The 17739-nt window shown below is 69.1% G+C and carries 14 protein-coding genes; 7 read left to right on the top strand and 7 right to left on the bottom strand.

The genetic code is table 11. From position 1 onward, the window contains the following. Positions 1-444: 444 nt before the first annotated feature. A complete protein-coding gene (locus AB0E69_RS16820; RefSeq protein ID WP_360145706.1) occupies positions 445-1107 on the bottom strand; it encodes a response regulator in 663 nt (220 codons plus the stop codon). Beyond that, complete coding sequence (locus AB0E69_RS16815; protein WP_360145703.1) at positions 1104-2735, bottom strand: ATP-binding protein; 1632 nt, start codon at positions 2733-2735, stop codon at positions 1104-1106. The genes AB0E69_RS16820 and AB0E69_RS16815 overlap by 4 nt, the downstream gene beginning before the upstream one ends. A 157-nt stretch (positions 2736-2892) precedes the next feature. Here AB0E69_RS16815 and AB0E69_RS16810 point away from each other — a divergent pair, with 157 nt between their 5' ends. The 6 genes from AB0E69_RS16810 to AB0E69_RS16785 are packed head-to-tail and all read left to right on the top strand — an operon-like array spanning position 2893 to position 8945. Next, complete coding sequence (locus AB0E69_RS16810; protein ID WP_360145700.1) at positions 2893-3885, top strand: tripartite tricarboxylate transporter substrate binding protein; 993 nt, start codon at positions 2893-2895, stop codon at positions 3883-3885. Further along, positions 3882-4406, top strand: a complete 525-nt coding sequence (locus tag AB0E69_RS16805; protein ID WP_360145697.1) for a tripartite tricarboxylate transporter TctB family protein — start codon at positions 3882-3884, stop codon at positions 4404-4406. The genes AB0E69_RS16810 and AB0E69_RS16805 overlap by 4 nt, the downstream gene beginning before the upstream one ends. After that, positions 4406-5902, top strand: coding sequence for a tripartite tricarboxylate transporter permease (locus AB0E69_RS16800; RefSeq protein WP_360145694.1), 1497 nt, complete (start codon positions 4406-4408; stop codon positions 5900-5902). The genes AB0E69_RS16805 and AB0E69_RS16800 overlap by 1 nt, the downstream gene beginning before the upstream one ends. Positions 5903-5912: 10 nt before the next feature. Next, complete coding sequence (locus tag AB0E69_RS16795; protein WP_360145691.1) at positions 5913-6347, top strand: EVE domain-containing protein; 435 nt, start codon at positions 5913-5915, stop codon at positions 6345-6347. A 21-nt stretch (positions 6348-6368) separates the two neighbouring features. After that, positions 6369-7658 carry an MFS transporter gene (locus AB0E69_RS16790; protein ID WP_360145688.1) on the top strand — a complete coding sequence of 430 codons (1290 nt, stop codon included), beginning with the start codon at positions 6369-6371 and terminating at the stop codon, positions 7656-7658. Between the two features lie 15 nt (positions 7659-7673). Next, on the top strand, positions 7674-8945 hold the full coding sequence (locus tag AB0E69_RS16785) for a crosslink repair DNA glycosylase YcaQ family protein (RefSeq protein ID WP_360145685.1): 1272 nt from the start codon (positions 7674-7676) through the stop codon (positions 8943-8945). Here AB0E69_RS16785 and AB0E69_RS16780 read toward each other — a convergent pair. Genes AB0E69_RS16780 through AB0E69_RS16760 form a run of 5 tightly spaced genes read right to left on the bottom strand, consistent with a single transcriptional unit; the run spans position 8942 to position 16515 of the window. Further along, positions 8942-10126, bottom strand: coding sequence for an aminotransferase class V-fold PLP-dependent enzyme (locus AB0E69_RS16780; RefSeq protein WP_360145682.1), 1185 nt, complete (start codon positions 10124-10126; stop codon positions 8942-8944). The two genes, AB0E69_RS16785 and AB0E69_RS16780, sit on opposite strands and share 4 nt — an antisense overlap. Positions 10127-10146: 20 nt before the next feature. Then, entirely contained in the window at positions 10147-11391 is a 1245-nt protein-coding gene (locus tag AB0E69_RS16775) for an MFS transporter (protein WP_360145679.1), read from the bottom strand. Next, positions 11388-12767, bottom strand: coding sequence for a GH1 family beta-glucosidase (locus AB0E69_RS16770; RefSeq protein ID WP_360145676.1), 1380 nt, complete (start codon positions 12765-12767; stop codon positions 11388-11390). Before AB0E69_RS16770 ends, AB0E69_RS16775 begins: the two co-directional genes overlap by 4 nt. Next, positions 12757-13350, bottom strand: a complete 594-nt coding sequence (locus AB0E69_RS16765; protein ID WP_360145673.1) for a YbjQ family protein — start codon at positions 13348-13350, stop codon at positions 12757-12759. Before AB0E69_RS16765 ends, AB0E69_RS16770 begins: the two co-directional genes overlap by 11 nt. Positions 13351-13365: 15 nt before the next feature. Then, entirely contained in the window at positions 13366-16515 is a 3150-nt protein-coding gene (locus AB0E69_RS16760; protein ID WP_360145670.1) for a penicillin acylase family protein, read from the bottom strand. 116 nt (positions 16516-16631) lie between these two features. Between AB0E69_RS16760 and AB0E69_RS16755 the strand changes: the two genes are divergently transcribed. Next, the gene (locus AB0E69_RS16755) at positions 16632-17720 is read left to right on the top strand and encodes a threonine aldolase (protein WP_360145667.1); all 1089 of its coding nucleotides are present in this window, start codon (positions 16632-16634) and stop codon (positions 17718-17720) included. Positions 17721-17739 lie beyond the last annotated feature (19 nt).

Here is a 17739-nt window from a genome sequence, read left to right as displayed (position 1 = left end):
GGGCGACGAACGAGCCATGCGTACATGGCACTGCGTTGAACACTCGGCCCGACACCAGCAGTACGACGGGTACTGCGCCAGCCCGTGGTAGTCGCCCGCGAGCGCAGCGAGCAACCCCGCGGCGGCAGCCGCGAACCGGAGAGCGCAGCGAGCGAACCCCCGGCACTCGCCGGAAACACCGGGGCCGCTCGCCCCGAACAACAGGGTGGGTGGGGCGGCGCGTAGCTCGGCGACGAAGGAGCCGTGCATAGCACCGCGATGGGATCACCAGCAGCAGCCGTAACAGCAGTACGACAAGTAGTACGCCAGCCCGGGGTAGTCACCGCGAGCGGCAGCTGGCAGGAAAGCCGGCGCCAGCCGGAGGGTGGGTGGGAGCGCGCGTAGCGGCTGCGGCGGAGGAGCGCAGCGACGACAGAGCGGCCGCGGAGCACCGCGTGGGGCGTACTACTTCCACCTGTAACGGCGTTCCGGCCGGCCGGTGGTCCCGTAGCGGAGGGTTACTTCTGCCTGGGATCGGGTGCAGAAGAATTCCAGGTAGCGGCGGGCGGAGACGCGGGAGATGCCTACCTTTTCGGCGCATTCGGCGGCGGAGAGGGAGTCGGGGTGGGTGCGGAGGGCGGTTGCCACCAGCGCGGCGGTTTCCTGGCTGAGGCCTTTGGGGAGGCGGTTGGTGGCGGGGCGGGCGGGTGAGAGGACGCGGTCGACGTCGGCCTGGGTGGTGACCTGGTCGGGGACGCTGGCCCGGCGCCGGGCGTACTCCTCGAGCCGCCCCCGCAGGTCCTCGAAACCAAACGGTTTCAGCAGGTAGTTGACGACACCCTGACGAACGGCACCCCGTACGGCGTCCGCCTCCCGCGCGGCCGTGATGACGAGAATGTCCACCTCAGGCTGTACGGCGCGCATCCGCGCGATCAGGTCGAGACCGAACCCGTCTGGCAGGTAGAGATCCAGCAGCACTAGATCGGGCCGCAACGACCGCAACGAATCCAGCGCCGCGTCACCGGAGTTCGCCGTACCCACGACCTCGAAACCGGGCACCCGCGACACGAAGCCGTGGTGGATCCGCGCCACCATGAAGTCGTCGTCCACGACGAGGACCGTGATCATCGAGCCCCCACCGACATCCGCGCGACGAACGCCGCTCCGCCGTCCTCGATGTTGGTCACCGCCACCTCGCCACCACGCCGCCGGCAGATCAACCGGGTCATCGCCAGCCCGATCCCCCGCTCACCTTCCGCCGCGGCCTTGGTCGTGAACCCGTGCGCGAACACCTCCGCCGCCAACTCCGGCGCGATCCCCGGCCCGGAGTCGCGGACCACGATCTCCACACTCGTCGCGTCCTGCCGCAGCTCGACCTCGACCCAGGCCGGCGACAACGGCGTACCGGACTGCGCGGCCGCATCGATCGCGTTGTCGACCAGGTTGCCGACCACGGTCCCCACATCCGCCGACACCGACGGATCCAGCCGCAGCAGCGTCGTCTTCTCCGACACCCGAAGCTCCACCCGCCGCTCAGCCGCCACAGACGACTTCGCCATCAGCAACGCAGCAACAGCCGTGTCGTGCACCCGCCGCGTCAGCGTGAGATCGAGCGATTCCCGGTACCGGTTGAGTGCACCGACATACGCCACCACCTCGTCGTACTCCCCGATCTGGATCAGCCCCGAGATCGTGTGCAGCTGATTCGCGAACTCATGCGTCTGCGCCCGCAACAACTCCGCCGACGAACGGAACGACCCCAGCTCCCGCTCCAGCTGCGCCAGCTCGGTCCGATCCCGCAACGTCGTCACCGATCCCAGCGACCGTCCGTCCTTCGTCACACTCATCCGGTTCATCACCAGTACCCGTCCACGCCGTACGACGACCGCGTCGCGCGCCTCGTCCGCACCGGACAGCACCTCGCGCAGCCGCCCCTCGATCCCGAGCTCGTCGAGGCTCCGGCCGACCGCGCCGGCCGGCAGGTCGAGCAGCCGTCGCCCGACGTCGTTCACCAGCGTCACCCGCGAATGCGGGTCCAAGGCAACAACCCCCTCCGCCAGCCCGTAGAGCATCGCCTCCCGGTGTTCAGCGAGCCCGGCGATCTCCCGCGGCTCGAGCCCGAGCGTCTGCCGCTTGATCCGGCGCGCCAGCAGCCACGACCCGAGCAGGCCGAGCACGCACGCGATCCCCAGATAAATCGCGAGGTACGACGAGGCGCCGCGCAGCCGCTGCCAGATCGACGGCATCCGCTCGCCGACCATCACCGTGCCGAGCTGGGCGCCCAACGTCCCGCCGTTCTGGCCGTCGCTCAGCACCGGGACCTGCGCCACGAGCTCCTTCGACCCATCGACTCGCAACGACCCCGACCACCCACGACCATTCGCAACCCCCGGATCACCGAGCGTGAGCGAACTGCCGATCAGGGTCGGATTGGTCGCCGCGATCACCCGGCCGGACGGGTCCGCGACGGTGATCGAGGTGACGCCGGACTGCGCCAGGCTGTTCTGCAGGGCCGGCGCCAGCATCTCCGCCGGCACCGGGTTCCGGATGCCGAACCGGAGCGTCGGGCTCGAGGACAGCTGCTCGGCCAGCAGCGTCACCCGCCGCCCTTCGACCCGGTTGAACGTGGCCGCGGACTGGGCGAGCGAGACCGCGGCGACGGCGACGAGCACCACCACCACGATCGCCAGCTGCAGCACCAGCAGCTGGCCGGCCAGGGTCGGCCGCCGTTTCAGTCCCAAGTTCCGCAAGGTCACCGCCGCATGATCACTGCTCGAACACGTCCTGGGCCACAGTTCGACCGGCAAGAGCTTGTGACCACAATGAACTCAACCACCGCTGCGGCCAGAACGCAGACGTCCCGACCGCGAGAGGGCCACGATCGTCGCCACCTGAGACGAAAGGACTCCGCCGATGAGGTCCAAGCTCCTCGCAGTGCTCGCACTCCTCAGTCTGACAGCATGTGGCGCGACCGCCGAGAAGAACGGCGACACCGGCGCCAAGGACGGCAAACCGGCCACCGGCCTGCGGCTGATGGTGCCGAACACGGCCGGCGGCGGGTACGACACCACCGCCCGGGTCGCCGCGAAGGTGATGGAGGACGCCAAGATCGCCACCGGCGTCCAGGTCTTCAACCTGCCCGGCGCCGGCGGCACGGTCGGCCTGCAGCGGACCGTGAACGAGAAGGGCAACGGCAAGCTGGCGATGCAGATGGGCCTCGGCGTGGTCGGCGCGACGTACACGTCGAAGTCGAAGGCGACGCTGACCCAGACCACCCCGCTGGCGAAGCTGATCGAGGAGGCCGGCGCGATCGTCGTCCCGAAGAACTCGCCGTACCGGACGATCCAGGACCTGGTCACCGCCTGGAAGGCGAACCCGAAGGGTCTGGCGGTCGGTGGCGGTTCGTCGGCGGGCGGCCCGGACCACCTGCTCCCGATGCAGCTCGCGCAAGCGGTCGGCATCAACCCGAAGGACGTCAACTTCGTCTCGTACGACGGTGGCGGCGAACTGCTCCCCGCGCTGCTCGGCAGCAAGATCGCCTTCGGAGCCAGCGGGTTCGGCGAGTTCCTCGACCAGGTGCAGAGCGGCCAGGTGCGGGTCCTCGCGGTGACCAGCGAGCAGCCGGTCGAGGCGCTCAAGGAGGTGCCGACACTCAAGTCGTCCGGGATCGACCTGGTCTTCACCAACTGGCGCGGGATCGTCGCACCGCCGGGGATCAGCGACGCGGACAAGAAGGTCTGGATCGACGCGCTGACCAAGATGCACGACTCCGCGGAGTGGAAGACCGAGCTGACCAAGCACGGCTGGACCGACGCGTTCGTGACCGGTGACGCGTTCGGCAAGTTCCTCACCGACCAGGACCGGGCGGTGGCCGACGTACTCACCAAGCTCGGGCTCGGCGCGTGACCGGCGCAGACGAGCCCGCGACCGGCCCAGGCACAGTCAAGAAGGACACCGCGCAGTACGGGATGTGTGCGCTGCTGGCGGTCGTCGGTGGTCTGGTGATCACCGACGCCCTCCGGCTCCGGCACATTGCCAACAGCAACGACCCGATCGGCCCGAAGCCGGTCCCGGTCGTGCTCGGGGTGCTGCTGCTGGTGGTCGCCGTGCTGTACGCCGTCGACGTCGCGCGCGGTGGGTCCGGCGAGGCGGAGGCCGGTGAGGACGTCGACCCGACGTCGCCGATCGACTGGCGGACCGTGCTGCTGCTGATCGGGTCGTTCGTGCTCAACCTGGCCCTGATCGAGCCGCTCGGCTGGGTGTTCAGCGGCGCGATCCTGTTCTGGGGATCGGCGTTCGCGCTGGGCAGCCGGCATCACGTCCGCAACCTGTTCATCGCGGGCGCGCTGTCGCTGACCACGTTCTACGCGTTCGCGATCGGTCTCGGCGTCAACCTGCCGGCCGGCGTACTGCAAGGGATCCTCTGATGGAACTGCTGCAAGGATTCGCGGATGTGCTGACTCCGCTCAACCTGCTGCTCGCCCTGCTCGGCGTGACCGTCGGTACGGCGGTCGGCGTGCTGCCCGGGATCGGTCCGGCGATGACGGTCGCGCTGCTGCTGCCGATCACGTACGGGCTGGAACCGATCCAGGCGTTCATCCTGTTCGCCGGCATCTTCTACGGCGGCATGTACGGCGGTTCGACCACGTCGATCCTGCTGAACACGCCCGGCGAGTCGTCATCGGTGGTGACGGCGATCGAGGGCAACAAGATGGCGCGCGCCGGGCGGGCCGCGCAGGCGCTGGCGACGGCGGCGATCGGGTCGTTCGTGGCCGGCACGATCGGGACGTTGCTGCTGGTCCTGGTCGCGCCGCAGGTGGTGAAGTTCGCGATCAGCCTGGGCGCACCGGACTACCTGGCGATCATGCTGCTCGCGTTCGCTGGTGCGACCACCGTTCTCGGCTCGTCGCGGGTGCGCGGGTTCGCCGCGTTGCTGCTCGGTCTGGTCATCGGCCTGGTCGGCATCGACAAGGTGACCGGGCAGGAGCGGTTGACGTTCGGCATCCCGCAGCTTGCCGACGGCATCGATGTGGTCGTGGTTGCCGTCGGCATCTTCGCGGTCGGCGAGGCGTTGTGGGTCGCGGCTCACCTGCGCCGGAATCCGGGCACCGTAATCCCGGTCGGACGGCCGTGGATGGGCAAGTCCGACTGGCGGCGGTCGTGGAAGCCGTGGTTGCGCGGTACGGCGTTCGGTTTCCCGATCGGGGCGCTGCCGGCCGGTGGCGCGGAGATCCCGACGTTCCTGTCGTACGCGACGGAGAAGAAGCTGTCCAAGCACCCAGAGGAGTTCGGGCACGGCGCGATCGAGGGCGTGGCCGGTCCGGAGGCGGCGAACAACGCGTCCGCCGCGGGGACGCTGGTGCCGATGCTGGCGTTGGGCCTGCCAACGAATGCGACCGCGGCGGTGATGCTCGCCGCGTTCACGTCGTACGGGATCCAGCCTGGCCCGCTGCTGTTCCAGCGGGAGCCGCGGCTGGTCTGGGCGCTGATCGCGAGCCTGTTCATCGGCAACTTGATGCTGCTCCTGCTCAACCTGCCGCTCGCACCGGCCTGGGCGAAGCTCCTGCAGATCCCGCGGCCCTACCTGTACGCCGGCATCGTCTTCTTCGCGTCGATGGGCGCGTACGCCGTCAACGCGCAGCCGCTCGACCTCCTGCTGCTCCTGCTCCTCGGTCTGCTCGGCTTCGCGATGCGCCGCTTCGGCCTGCCGGTGCTGCCGCTGATCATCGGCGTCATCCTCGGCCCGATCGCCGAGCGCCAGGCCCGGATGTCGCTGCAACTCTCCAACGGCGACGCGTCCGGCCTGGTCGGCGGCCCGATCGCCTACCTGATCTACGCCGTCATCCTGGTGATGGTCGCCTGGCCGCTGATCGCGAAGCTCCGGCGCAAAATCATGACGAAAGATGTCGTATATACCGGCTGACAGTAGGTGCATGACACAGATTCAGCAGGCCTGGCTGGGGGTGGTCTCCGCCGACCACAGCCGGCGGGCCGTCGAGGGCGGCTTCATCCAGCTCAACCACGGCAAGCGGTACGGCGTCGCCCGGCTGCGCAAGGGCGACGGGTTCGCGATCTACTCCCCGACCGAGCAGTACGGCGAGAAGCGCCCGCTCCGGGCGTTTACCGCGCTCGGGATCGTCGCCGACGAGGCGCCGTACCAGGCGGAGCCGATGAGCATGGGCCGCCGCGGCACGGTCGAGCCGTGGCGGCGCCGGATCGAGTTCCTGCCGGTCCGCCGGGCGGACGTGCACGCACTGGACCTCCACCTGACCCGCGAGGCCAACTGGGGGTACCAGCTCCGCCGCGGGCTGGTGCCGCTCGCTCCCGAGGACTTCGAAGTACTACGGAGCGTGATGTCAAAAACGTGAGGGCGTCTTCGACGAAGAAGTATGAACACCACATTCCGGCGGCTTCTGATCAACACCCTGGTGGCGAACGTGACGACCACGTTCCTGAGCTTCGGGTTCGCGTTCTGGGTCTACCTGGAGACACACTCGGTGCTGGCGGCGTCGGTGGTGTCCGGGCTCTCGATGCTGATCGGCGCCGCGTTCGGCACCGTGTTCGGGGCGATCGTGGACTCGCACCGCAAGAAGACCGCGATGGCGCTCTCCACGTCGATCACCGGAGTCGCGTTCGTCCTCGCCGGAGTGGTGTACGGCCAGGTCGGCGACTGGCACGGAGCTTGGTTCTGGGTGTTCGCCCTCCTGGTGCTGGTCGGCAGCACCGCTGGGCAACTCCGAAGCATCGCGCTCTCGACCGCCGTCACGCTGCTCGTGCCCGCGGACCGGCGGGACAAGGCCAACGGTCTGGTCGGCACGGTGAACGGGATGGCGCACCTGGTCACCAGCATCCTCAGCGGGCTCTCGGTCGGCTTGGTCGGCATGGGCGGGACGATCGCGATCGCGGTCGTCTTCACCGTTGGCGTCCTCGTCCACCTGCTCGTCGCCATCCACCTCGACGAGCCGCGGCCGGAACGCCACCAGAAGACCGGCATGGACCTCCGCACCGCCTGGGAGACGCTGCGCAACGTCCCCGGTCTGTTCCCGCTGGTCCTGTTCAGCACGTTCAACAACCTGATCATGGGCGTCTACATGGCCCTGATGGATCCCTACGGCCTGAACCTCTTCTCGGTCCAGTCCTGGGGTCTGGTGCTCGGCATCACCAGCGTCGGCTTCATCGCGGGCAGCGCTCTCGTCGCCCGCTTCGGCCTCGGCCGCTCTCCGCTGCGGGTGCTGATGCTCGCCAACATCGGCATCGCGATCGTCGGCATGGGTACGGCGGTCCGCGAGTGGCAGTCGCTGCTCGTCATCGGGATGTTCGGGTTCATGCTGATCGTCCCGGTCGCCGAGGCTGCTGAGCAAACCATCCTGCAGCGGCTGGTCCCGTTCGAGCAGCAGGGCCGGGTGTTCGGCTTCGCGCAGAGCATCGAGACCGCGTCCACCCCGATCGCCGCCTTCGCGGTCGGACCGCTCGCGCAGTTCGTGCTCATCCCGTACATGAACACCGCGTCGGGCCGCTCGACGTTCGGTTGGCTGCTCGGTGAGGGCCAGGCCCGCGGCATCGCGCTCACCTTCGTCGCCGCGAGCTTGTTGCTGCTGGTCGTCGTACTGCTCGCCTTCCTGAGCACGAGTTACCGGCGGCTGAACCTCAGCTACGGCGCGGAATTGGTCCCCGCCTAGGAGTAAGTTCGGCGCATGGCGGCTGTTGGGGACGAGATCTCGCTGGCGAGCGCGCGCCGGATCGCGCTCGCGGCCCAAGGTTTCGGGGACCCGAAGCCTGCCAAGGCCGACGCGCGCCGGATGCGTAAGGCGATCGGACGGGCCGGGGTGCTGCAGCTCGACTCGGTCAACGTGCTGTGCCGCTCGCACTACCTGCCGGTGTTCGCGCGAGTAGGCAACTATTCACGGAGCACGCTCGACCGGATGAGCTGGGAGCCGGGTCGCGAGCTGTTCGAGTACTTCTGGGGCCACAAGGCCGCCCTCATCCCGCTCACGGCGTACCCGCTGCTCCGCTGGCGGATGCGCGCCGCGGCCCGGCAGGTCTGGGCCGAGGACCCCAGTCCCGACGTCACCGCGCCGTGGTCGGTGGTCGCCGGCATGCGCCGCCTCACCGCCGAGAAGCCCGGGTACGTCGACCAGGTGCTCGAGCTGGTCACCGAGAAGGGCCCACTGACCGCGGGCGCGGCCGACCCGGCTGGGGTACGGCGGAAGCGCACCGACCCGGACCCGGATCCGACCACCGGCTCGATGTGGAACTGGCAGGACGCCAAGATCGCGATCGAGTACCTCTTCTGCGCCGGCAAGGTGGCGATCGCCGGCCGCCGGCACTTCGAGCGGATCTACGACCTGACCGAACGCGTCATCCCGGCTCCCGTCCTGGAAGCCACCGAACCGACGGCCGACGAGGCCCGCCGCGAGCTGGTCCGCATCGCCGCCCGCGGCCTCGGTGTCGGCACCGCCAAAGACCTCTGCGGCTCCGGGCAAGGCCACTTCCCGTTGCCAACGGCAACAGCTCGCCAGGTCATCGGCGAGCTGGTCGAGGCGGGCGACCTGATCCCGGTCCGCGTCGAAGGCGTGAAGCAGCAGAGCTATCGCTGGCACGAAGCCAAGGACCAGCCGATCGACGCCCGGGCGCTGCTCTCACCGTTCGATCCGCTGATCTGGAACCGGGACCGCACGCACCACCTGTTCGACTTCTTCTACCGGATCAGCATCTACACCCCCGCGCCGCAACGCGTCCACGGGTACTACGTGCTGCCGTTCCTGCTCGGCGACCGCCTGGTGGCTCGTGTCGACCTCAAGGCCGATCGAAAGACCTCGACGTTGGTTGTCCCCACGCTCACGGCCGAGCCGTCAGCACCCGACTTCCTCGAGCCGTTGGCGGCCGAGCTCAAGACGATGGCGACCTGGCTGGACCTCGACAGCATCGAGGTCACAGCAGATACCCCGCTCAAGGACTTGGTCTAAGCAGCAGCCCGCTGCGCGATCTGCTCGACAGCCGCGACCGCCCGGTCCAGCTCGGCCGTCGTGTTGTAGTAATGCGGAGACAACCGCACCAACGGGTGTACGCCGCGATCCTCGGTGTCGAACTGGTTCGCCTCCGCCTCGGTCGCCGTCACGTTGATATCGACGTCCGCGAGCCGCCGTACGACGTCCTCGCTCTGCACGCCATCGACCTTCATCGTGACAATCCCGCAGCGCACCCGGCCGAGGTCGTGCGTCTTCACCCCGCGCAGTCCGTCGAGCCGCTCCCGCAACTCGGCGCCCAAGGCGAACGTGCGCTTGGCGATCTCTGACAGCCCCAGCTCGAGCGCCTGGTCGACCGCCGCACCGAGACCGAGGACGTTGCTGTAGCTGCGCTCCCAGGTCTCGAACCGCGTGGCCCCGTCCTTCCAGGTGAAGCCCCGCTCACCGTCCCAGACCGACGCGGCGATCTCGTTCACGTGCGGGTCGAGCCGGTCGAGCATCGCCGTCCGCACCCACAGGAACCCGGTCCCGCGCGGCCCGCGCAGGAACTTGCGACCGGTGCCGGTGAGGAAGTCGGCACCGATCGCCTCGACGTCGACCGGGAACTGCCCGACCGACTGCGTGCCGTCCAGCAGATAGGGAACCTCAGCGGCGCGTGCGATCCGCCCCACCTCGGCGGCCGGGTTCACCAGCCCACCGCCCGTTGGCACGTGCGCAACGCCGATCAGCTTGGTCCGCTCGTCGATCAGGCTCTCCAGCGCCGCGGTGTCGATCTGCCCGGACTCGTCGTTGGGTACGACGACCACCTCGACCCCGTACCGCTGCGCGATCTGCAAGTAGGCGAGCACGTTGGACCCGTACTCCGCTCGCCCGGTCAGAATCCGATCGCCCTCGGCCCACCGCATCGAGTAGAAGGCCGCGTTGAAGGCACGCGACGAGTTGTCGAACAGCGCGATCTCCGACCGCTGCCCGCCCACCAGCCGAGCGAGCGACGCATACGTCTGCTCGACCGCGTCCCGTCGTACGTCGGCCGCCTCGTACCCGCCGATGTCCGCCTCGAGCCGCAACTGCCGGACCATGACCTCGAGCGTCCGGTCGCTCAGCAGTCCGGCGCCGGCGTTGTTGAGGTGCGTCCGGTGCGCAACCCCGCGAGTACCCTTCCGAAGAGCTTCGACGTCCATGCCCTGCCGGTACCCAGGTGTCAGGCGACCGAACGGATCTTGGTCACCAGCACGCCGGCGAGGAGCGTGACGGCCGAGGCGAGCAGGTAGAGGACCGGGTAGCCGCCGAGATGCTTGACGATCGGCGCGGCGATGGCCGGCGCGAGGACCTGCGGAAGCGAGTTCGCGATGTTGATCACGCCCAGGTCCTTGGCGCGGTCGCGGGCGTTCGGGATCACCTGCGTGAGCAGCGCGAAGTCGACCGCCAGGTACACCCCGAACCCGATGCCGAGCACGATCGCGCCGAGGATCGCGCCCGGCCAGGTCGGCCAGAACCCCAGCACGACGCCGGCGGCGGCCATCACCCACCCGGACCCGGTGACAAAGATCTTGCGGCGGCCGGACCGGTCGGACCAGCGGCCGAACGAGATCGCGGTGGTCAGCACGCAGACGCTGTAGATCGCCGTCAGGATCAGTACGGCGGTGCTCGCGTCGGCGACGCCGACCTTGTCCTGGAGGTAGTAGAACAGGTAGAGCGTGCCGAGCGCGTTGCCGACGTTGAACAGGAAGCGCGTCAGCCAGGCCCAGCCGAAGTCGGGGTACCGGCGCGGGCTGATCCAGAAGCTCTTCACGAACGAGCTCAGGACGAAGGTGGGTCGCTCGATCAGCTGGGTGTCGTGGCTGCGCAGCAGGTACGGGACGACCGACAGCAGCAGGAAGGCGGCGCAGGCGACGTACCCGAGCGCGTAGTTGTCGAAGGCCGCCGCGAGCGCGGTACCGACGAGTGCGCCGAGGACCTGGGAGATCGCCACCCAGCCGCCCACGACTCCGCGCTGGCTGACGGGGACGCGGTCCGGGACAACGGCGGTGGCGGCAGCGAGGAGAGCGTTGCCGAAGAGCTGCATCAGGCACCAGCCGAGCAGCATCAGCGCGATCAAGTGCGCGCCGGACAAGATGAAAAGGCCGACGGCTCCGCCCACCGCGCCGGCCACCACCCACGGGACCCGGCGGCCGAAGCGCGACGCCGTACGGTCGGAGATCGCGCCGAAGGCCGGGTTGGCGAAGACCGAGACCGCCGCGCCGACACCGGTCACCAGCCCGTAGACGAACTCCTTGTTGCTCGGGGCAACAGCCTCCGACTGCCTGGCCAGCAGCACCTGGATCGGTCCGAGCCAGGCGGCGAACACCCCGACGTTGGCGAGGACGACGGCCGCCGCCCAGCCACCCCGCACCCGAACCGTCGGCTCGCCCAGCGCCGACGGCACCACCCCCGGCTCCGGAATCATCGCCGGTTCTGCGCGATGAGAGCCTGCAACCAGCGGTACGACGCTTTCGGCGTCCGCTCCTGGGTCTCGAAATCGACGTGCACGAGCCCGAACCGCTGCGAGTACCCGGCGGCCCACTCGAAGTTGTCGAGCAGCGACCACTGGAAGTACCCGCGGACGTCGATCCCGTCGTCCATCGCGGCCTTCAACGAGCGCAGGTACCCGTCCAGGTAGTCGATCCGGCGCTGGTCGTCGACGCCGTCGTTGATCGCGCACCCGTTCTCGGTGATGTAGATCGGCGGCAGGCGGTCGCCGTACCGGTCCTTGAAGATCCGCAGGATCTCGCCGAACGCTTCCGGCACGATCGGCCAGTTGAAGTCGGTGGTCGGGTAGCCGGTCAGCTCCCGCGGCTCGAACGGCAGGCCCGGCGGGAGCTGGATGCCGTCGGTGGCGGCGGTCGACGCCTGACCGGTCGCGACGCCGACGGAGACCGGCGCGTAGTGGTTGATCCCGAAGAAGTCGAGCGGCGTCGAGATCACCGCCAGATCCTCGTCGACCGGTCCCGGCATCGCGGCCTCGAAACCGGCCGGGTACGAACCGAGCAGGATCGGGTCGGCGAACATCCAGTTGATCAGGTTGTCGTACAGCGTCGCCGCTTCCTTGTCCTCGACGCTGTCGCCGGCCGGCCAGGTCGGCGCGTGGTTCGACGCGATCCCGACGTTGGTCGCACCCGCCGCGCGCAGCGCCTGCACCGCGCGACCGTGGGCGAGCAGCTGGTGATGCGCCACCGGGAGGGCGTCGAAGAGCAGCTCCTTGCCGGGAGCGTGCGCACCGAGCGAGTAGCCCATCAGCGTGAGCACCATCGGCTCGTTGATGGTGATCCACATCGGCACCCGGTCCGCGAACCGCGCGCCGAGCAGCGCGGCGTACTCCGCGAACCGGTCGGTGATGTCGCGGGACAGCCAGCCGCCCGCATCCTCGAGGGGTTGCGGGGTGTCCCAGTGGAAGAGCGTCGGCGCCGGCTGGATCCCGGCGCCGAGCAGCGTGTCGATCAGCCGGTCGTAGAAGTCCAGCCCCAACGCGTTCCCCGGGCCGGCTCCGTCGGGCTGGATCCGCGACCAGGAGAACGAGAACCGGTACGTGTCCACGCCCAGCTCTCGCATCAGCGCGACGTCCTCGGCGTACCGGTGGTAGTGGTCGCAGGCCACCGCGCCGGTGTCGCCGTTCAGGATCCGGCCGGGCTCCGCGCAGAACGTGTCCCAGGTGGAGGGGCCGCGGCCGTCCTCGACCACGGCCCCCTCGATCTGGTACGCCGAGGTCGAGACTCCCCACCTGAACCCCGGCGGGAACACGATCGGGTCGCTCGCTGCGCTCGCTCCGTGCAGGTCAGCTGTCATTCGCATCGTCCTCGTCGGGGGTGCTGTCCTGCACCCGGGGCGGCTCGTTCTGCCGGACGATGACCGCCGTTCCGTAGGCGGCCACCTCGCTCATCGTCTGCGCGATCTCGTTGCAGTCGAACCGCATCGCGAGGATCGCGTTGGCGCCCATCTGCTGCGCCATCTGGCACATCCGCATCACCGCGACGTGCCGCGACTCGGCCAGCATCTGGGTGTACTCCGGCACCTCACCACCGCCGAGCGACCGGAAGCTCGCGGTGAAGTTCGATCCGAAGTCGCGGGTCCGGACGGTCAGCCCGAAGACCTCGCCGAAGACCTTCTCCGCGGTGAAACCCGGCAGGTCGTTCATGGTCGAGACCAGCACCGGGTACGGCGAACCCTGCGGAGCCACGTGCGGCGCGCTCTGCTGCACGGGCTGGTAGTTCCCGGGCGCCTGGCCGTACCCGGGCTGCCCGTACCCCTGCGGCGGCGGACCCGGCTGGTACCCGGGCGGCGGGCCCTGGTAGCCGGGCGGCGGCCCCTGCTGGTAGCCCTGCGGCGGGTACGGCGGCTGGTTCGGGTTCGGAGGAAAGTTCTGGTTCATGCCCTCATCCTGGCATCACCATCTGAACACTTGCAGCTCATACAGCGAATACCCGTACGACGTCGCGCGCTGCGTCCCGGTGACGCGGACGTACCGCGCCGGCGTCGGCGCGAACCGCGCCACATCCGTTCCGCCGTCGCCCGCCGTCGTGGCGTAGACCTGCTGCCACGACGTACCGTCGCGCGACACCTCGACGCGGTACGCCTTCCCGTACGCCGCCTCCCAGCGGAGCACCACCCGGCTCACGGTCTGCTCGTTGCCGAGATCAACCTTCAGCCACTGCGGGTCGGACCAGTCGCTCGCCCAGCGGGTGTCCAGCTTCCCGTCGACCGCGTTCGCCGGCGGCGAGTTGAACAGCCCCCGCTCGTAGCTGCTCGCACTCGCCGTCTTCCCGCCTGCGAGGTTGCTGACGTCGTCACCGCGCCGCGCCGGGAACTCGACCACCTGCTGGTACGTCGGCCGGTTGACCCACGCGATCCGGTCCTGCGTGATGCCGCCCATCGGCTGGTGCACGATCTGGTCGGCGCAGAACTGGTCCCCCGCCGCACAGTCCGCGGTCGCGGGGTACGTCGTACTCGCGGGCACCTTGGTTGCTGCCAGCAAGCTCTCCGTCAGCACCGACCTGCAGGCTGCCAACGACCCGCTGCCGCAGAAGGTCACCGGCTGTTCCGCTTTGACCGGATCGCCCAGGACCTTCCTCAGGTCCCGCTGCACGAAGCCCCACCAACCGCTCTGGAACGCCGAACCCTGCGCACTGGGACGCTCGTCGATCTTCAGGTTGGCGATCAGTGCGTTGTAGAGATCCGGTCCGAGGTCCCCGAACTGGGCCGGGACAAGCAGCGGCCACCAGGCATCCAGGATCCGGATCGCGTCCGCGTTGGTGTAGGTCTTCGAGCCAGCGTTGGGGGTCTTGCGGTGGGCGCCTGCTTCCTGCCAGATCGTAAGTTTGGCGACCGCATCGGCCACCGCAGGGTCGGTGATCGGCGCAGACTTGAGAACTCTAAGTAAGTAAGGCAGGACCTGGTCGCCGCGGAGGTCGACCGTAGCCGCGTCCTCCATCGCCTCGACCAGCCTGCCGCGGGTGAACTTGCCGCCGCCGTTGATGACCGCCTTGATCCGGTCGTCGAGCGGCTGGCTGCGGTAGACCGCGTTGTAGCCGAACTGCCCGTCCGAGGCGGAGTACCCGGGCGCTTGCTTGTTGTTCCAGCTGGTCAGGTAGTCCTGGTTGACGACCTGCGGGTGCTGCGCGGGCGGGGTGTAACTGGCCCGGTTCGTGGCCGGGTTCCAGCCCTGCCACTCGTACGAGCTCCAGGTCGGCAGGTTCGGGTCGGCGCCGGCGGCCCTGACCGGGTTGTCACCGGAGTTGAAGTACGCGATCGAGTCCTTGTCGGTGTAGAACCAGTTGAAGGTGTACCCGATGTTCGCGGCTGCCTTCTGGAAGTCGGCGGCCGAGTGGATCCGGTCCGGGTCGTTGAACTGCATGAACCCGAGCGCCGAGCCCGCCTCGTTACCGTACGTCGACCGGTTCTTGGTGAACAGCACCGGCCTGCCCGCGACCGTCCCGCGGTGCGTGACGATGCCGAACTTGGTGCGCAGCGCAACCAGCGTGTACGACCCGGCGGGTTCGGACGAGCCGAGGCTGGCGTACCAGGCGTTGTGCCGCTCGAGCCGCTCGATCGGCAGGCACTGACCGCGGAACTCGTAGTACTGCGAGCTCTTCGTCGGCGTCCCGCCGCCCGGTTCGCACAGCGGTACGGCGAACGTGTCGGTGATGTCCTGGCCCGCCGACGTCGCGCTCCAGGAGTAGTCGGGGCCGCGGCCGATCAGCGTGTAGAAGTTCAGGCCGGCGAACGCGATCCCGCGCGAGCTGATCCCCGGACCCTGCAGCTCCTGGCGCATCAGGAGCTGCGGGGCGAAGTACCCGGTCTGCGGGCCGTAGACCGCGACCGGGTGGCCGCTCTGGGTGTGGGCGCCGGAGACGAGCAGTGCGTTGGACATCCCCTTGGTGCCGAAACCCTTGGGGAACATACCGTCGTCGAAGATCCCCTTCAAGGCCTCCGAGCCGGGCGGCGCGGGTTTGACGGCGGCGGCCTTGTTCGCGGTCTGGTCGATGACCTCGGGCTCCGCGGTGACCGAGCCGCGGTCCGGCATGGCCCGCCCGGCCGGGTTCGGACCGGTCGTTCCGTACGGGAACGTCGTCCCGTTGTGCACCGTGGTACTGGCCTCTGGATCGTTCTGCGAGCGGAACGATTCCCACACCTTGGTGCCCTGGGCAACGCCGTACTTCGCTTGCGCCTCGAGCAGCGCCAGCGCCGACGCGACCTCGGAGCCGCCGCCGGTGCCAAAGATACCGGCCACCACGGCCGCGGTGGCGACGACGTCGGTGACCTTCCACTTCGGGGTCGGCCACTGCAGGCCGAGGGCGACGTACTCACCGGGATAGGCGATGCCGACCGTGTCGATGTAGCTGTTCACGCCGTCGACCCAGGCCTGGATGTCCTGCTGCATCTTCACGCCGTCGGCGCCGTACAGGTCGTCGGCGTCGTCGAACTGGCGCTGCAGATCGGCCTCGGTGTACGGCGCGGTCCGCCAGAACTCCTGCTCGAACTCGCGGTTCGCCGCCGCCCCACCCGCGAACGGCGTCAGCTGGCCGCGGCCGAGATGCCGGAAGACGTCCATCACGAACAGCCGGTCCTGGGCACCGGCGTACCCGGCACCGAACATCGTGCCGAGCCGGGTGGTGCCGGTGATGTGCGGGATGCCGCGCGACTTGTCCCGGACGATCGTGACGTCGGAGCGCGGGTGGACAGTGCTTGCCACGTCGTCCGGTTTCACTCCGAACGACGAGTCGTCGTAGTACGGCGAGAGGCCGTCGTCGGTGATGCCCTGGGAGTTCCAGACGAGGTCCTGGTAGGGCTTGACGGTGTCGCTGAAGTGCGGCGGGCGGATCCCCAACGCCTTGAAAGCAAGGAGATCCGTGAAGGTCGCGTTGCCGTTCTGGCCCGGCGGCAGGATGTCGCGGCATTGCTCGAGGCAATAGTCCGTGGGGGCGGCGGCAACGGTCGTCTGGGCTCGGCTCGGGACCGGCAAGGTCGCCAGCACGGCGGTGGCCGCGGCGATACTGATCGTCGTACGCAGGTGGGTTCGGAGTGCGGGGCGGGGCACGGGTTCCCTCCTCAGGTCGCGTAAAAGTGAGAATGACTCATGAGTAGCATCGGGTCAAGAACTCACGTCCAGACTCTCGCCAATTGCTGTCCGTGACCACTACGCTCGGCTACACCATGAGCCTTCACGATCGATATCGGCTGAGTGTGGTGATCAACGCCAGGGGCACCTACAGCCCGCTCGGGGTGTCCCGGAGTTCCCATGGGGTCGCGGCCGCCGTCGCCCAGGCGCTGCCCGAGTTCTTCGTGATGGACGAGCTCGGCGACCGGGCCAGCGAAGCCATCGCGCAGGTGACCGGCGCCCAGGCGGGCGCCGTCGTGCACTGCACCGCGGCCGGGCTCACCCTTGCCGTCGCGGCCACGATGACCGGCAACGATCCGCGCCGGATCGCCGCGTTGCCGAACGCAACGGACATGCACAACCGCGTGGTGATGCCGGCCTGCCACGTGATCGACTACGGGCACTCCAACCTGCAGGGCATCCGGCTGGCCGGCGCGTTCGTCGACCTGGCCGGCGACGAGAACCGTTGCACCATTGACGATCTGAACGAGGAGCTCGACGGCCCGGACATCGCCTGCCTGGTGCTGGTGTCGTCCCGGCTGGCCGCGGACTCGCCGCTGGACCTGGTGGCCGCCGTACGGGCTGCGCATCGGCGCGGCGTACCGGCGATCATCGACGGGGCCGCGCAGTTCCCGCGGATCGCGGACCTGTTGTCGACGGGCGCCGACCTGGTGCTGGTGAGCGGGCAGAAGTACCTCGGCTCGCCGACGGCCGGGATGGTGGCGGGCGCCTGGCCGCTGGTCCAGGCGGTGCGGGCGCAGGAGAAGGGCATCGGCCGGGTGATGAAGCCGACGAAGGAGGCCATCGTCGGCGTCCTGTCGGCGCTCGAGGAGTGGCAGGCGTTCGACCGGATGAAGTGGGAGGCCGACGAGCTCGCCAAGGTGGACTCGTTCGCCGCCGCGGCCGCCCGGATCCCCGGCGTCACGGCTGACGTGGTGCGGGACCCGACCGGGTTGCAGGTGTCGCGGGTCCGGCTGCAGGTGCCGGACGCGAAGCGGGTCGCGACCGAGCTCGAGGCGGGGACACCGCCGATCTACGTGATGACGGACCGGATGGCCGAAGGTGAGCTGCTGCTCGAGCTGGTCCCGCTGGACGCCGACGAGATCGCGATGGTGCTCGCGCGGCTCTGGTCGATCCTGACATGAGTCGGCCCTGATCCCCCAT

Source organism: Kribbella sp. NPDC026611 (assembly GCF_040638345.1).
Classification (GTDB): Bacteria; Actinomycetota; Actinomycetes; order Propionibacteriales; family Kribbellaceae; genus Kribbella.
The sequence above is the reverse complement of the archived record's forward strand: the minus strand, read 5'-3'. Positions and strand labels throughout refer to the sequence as shown.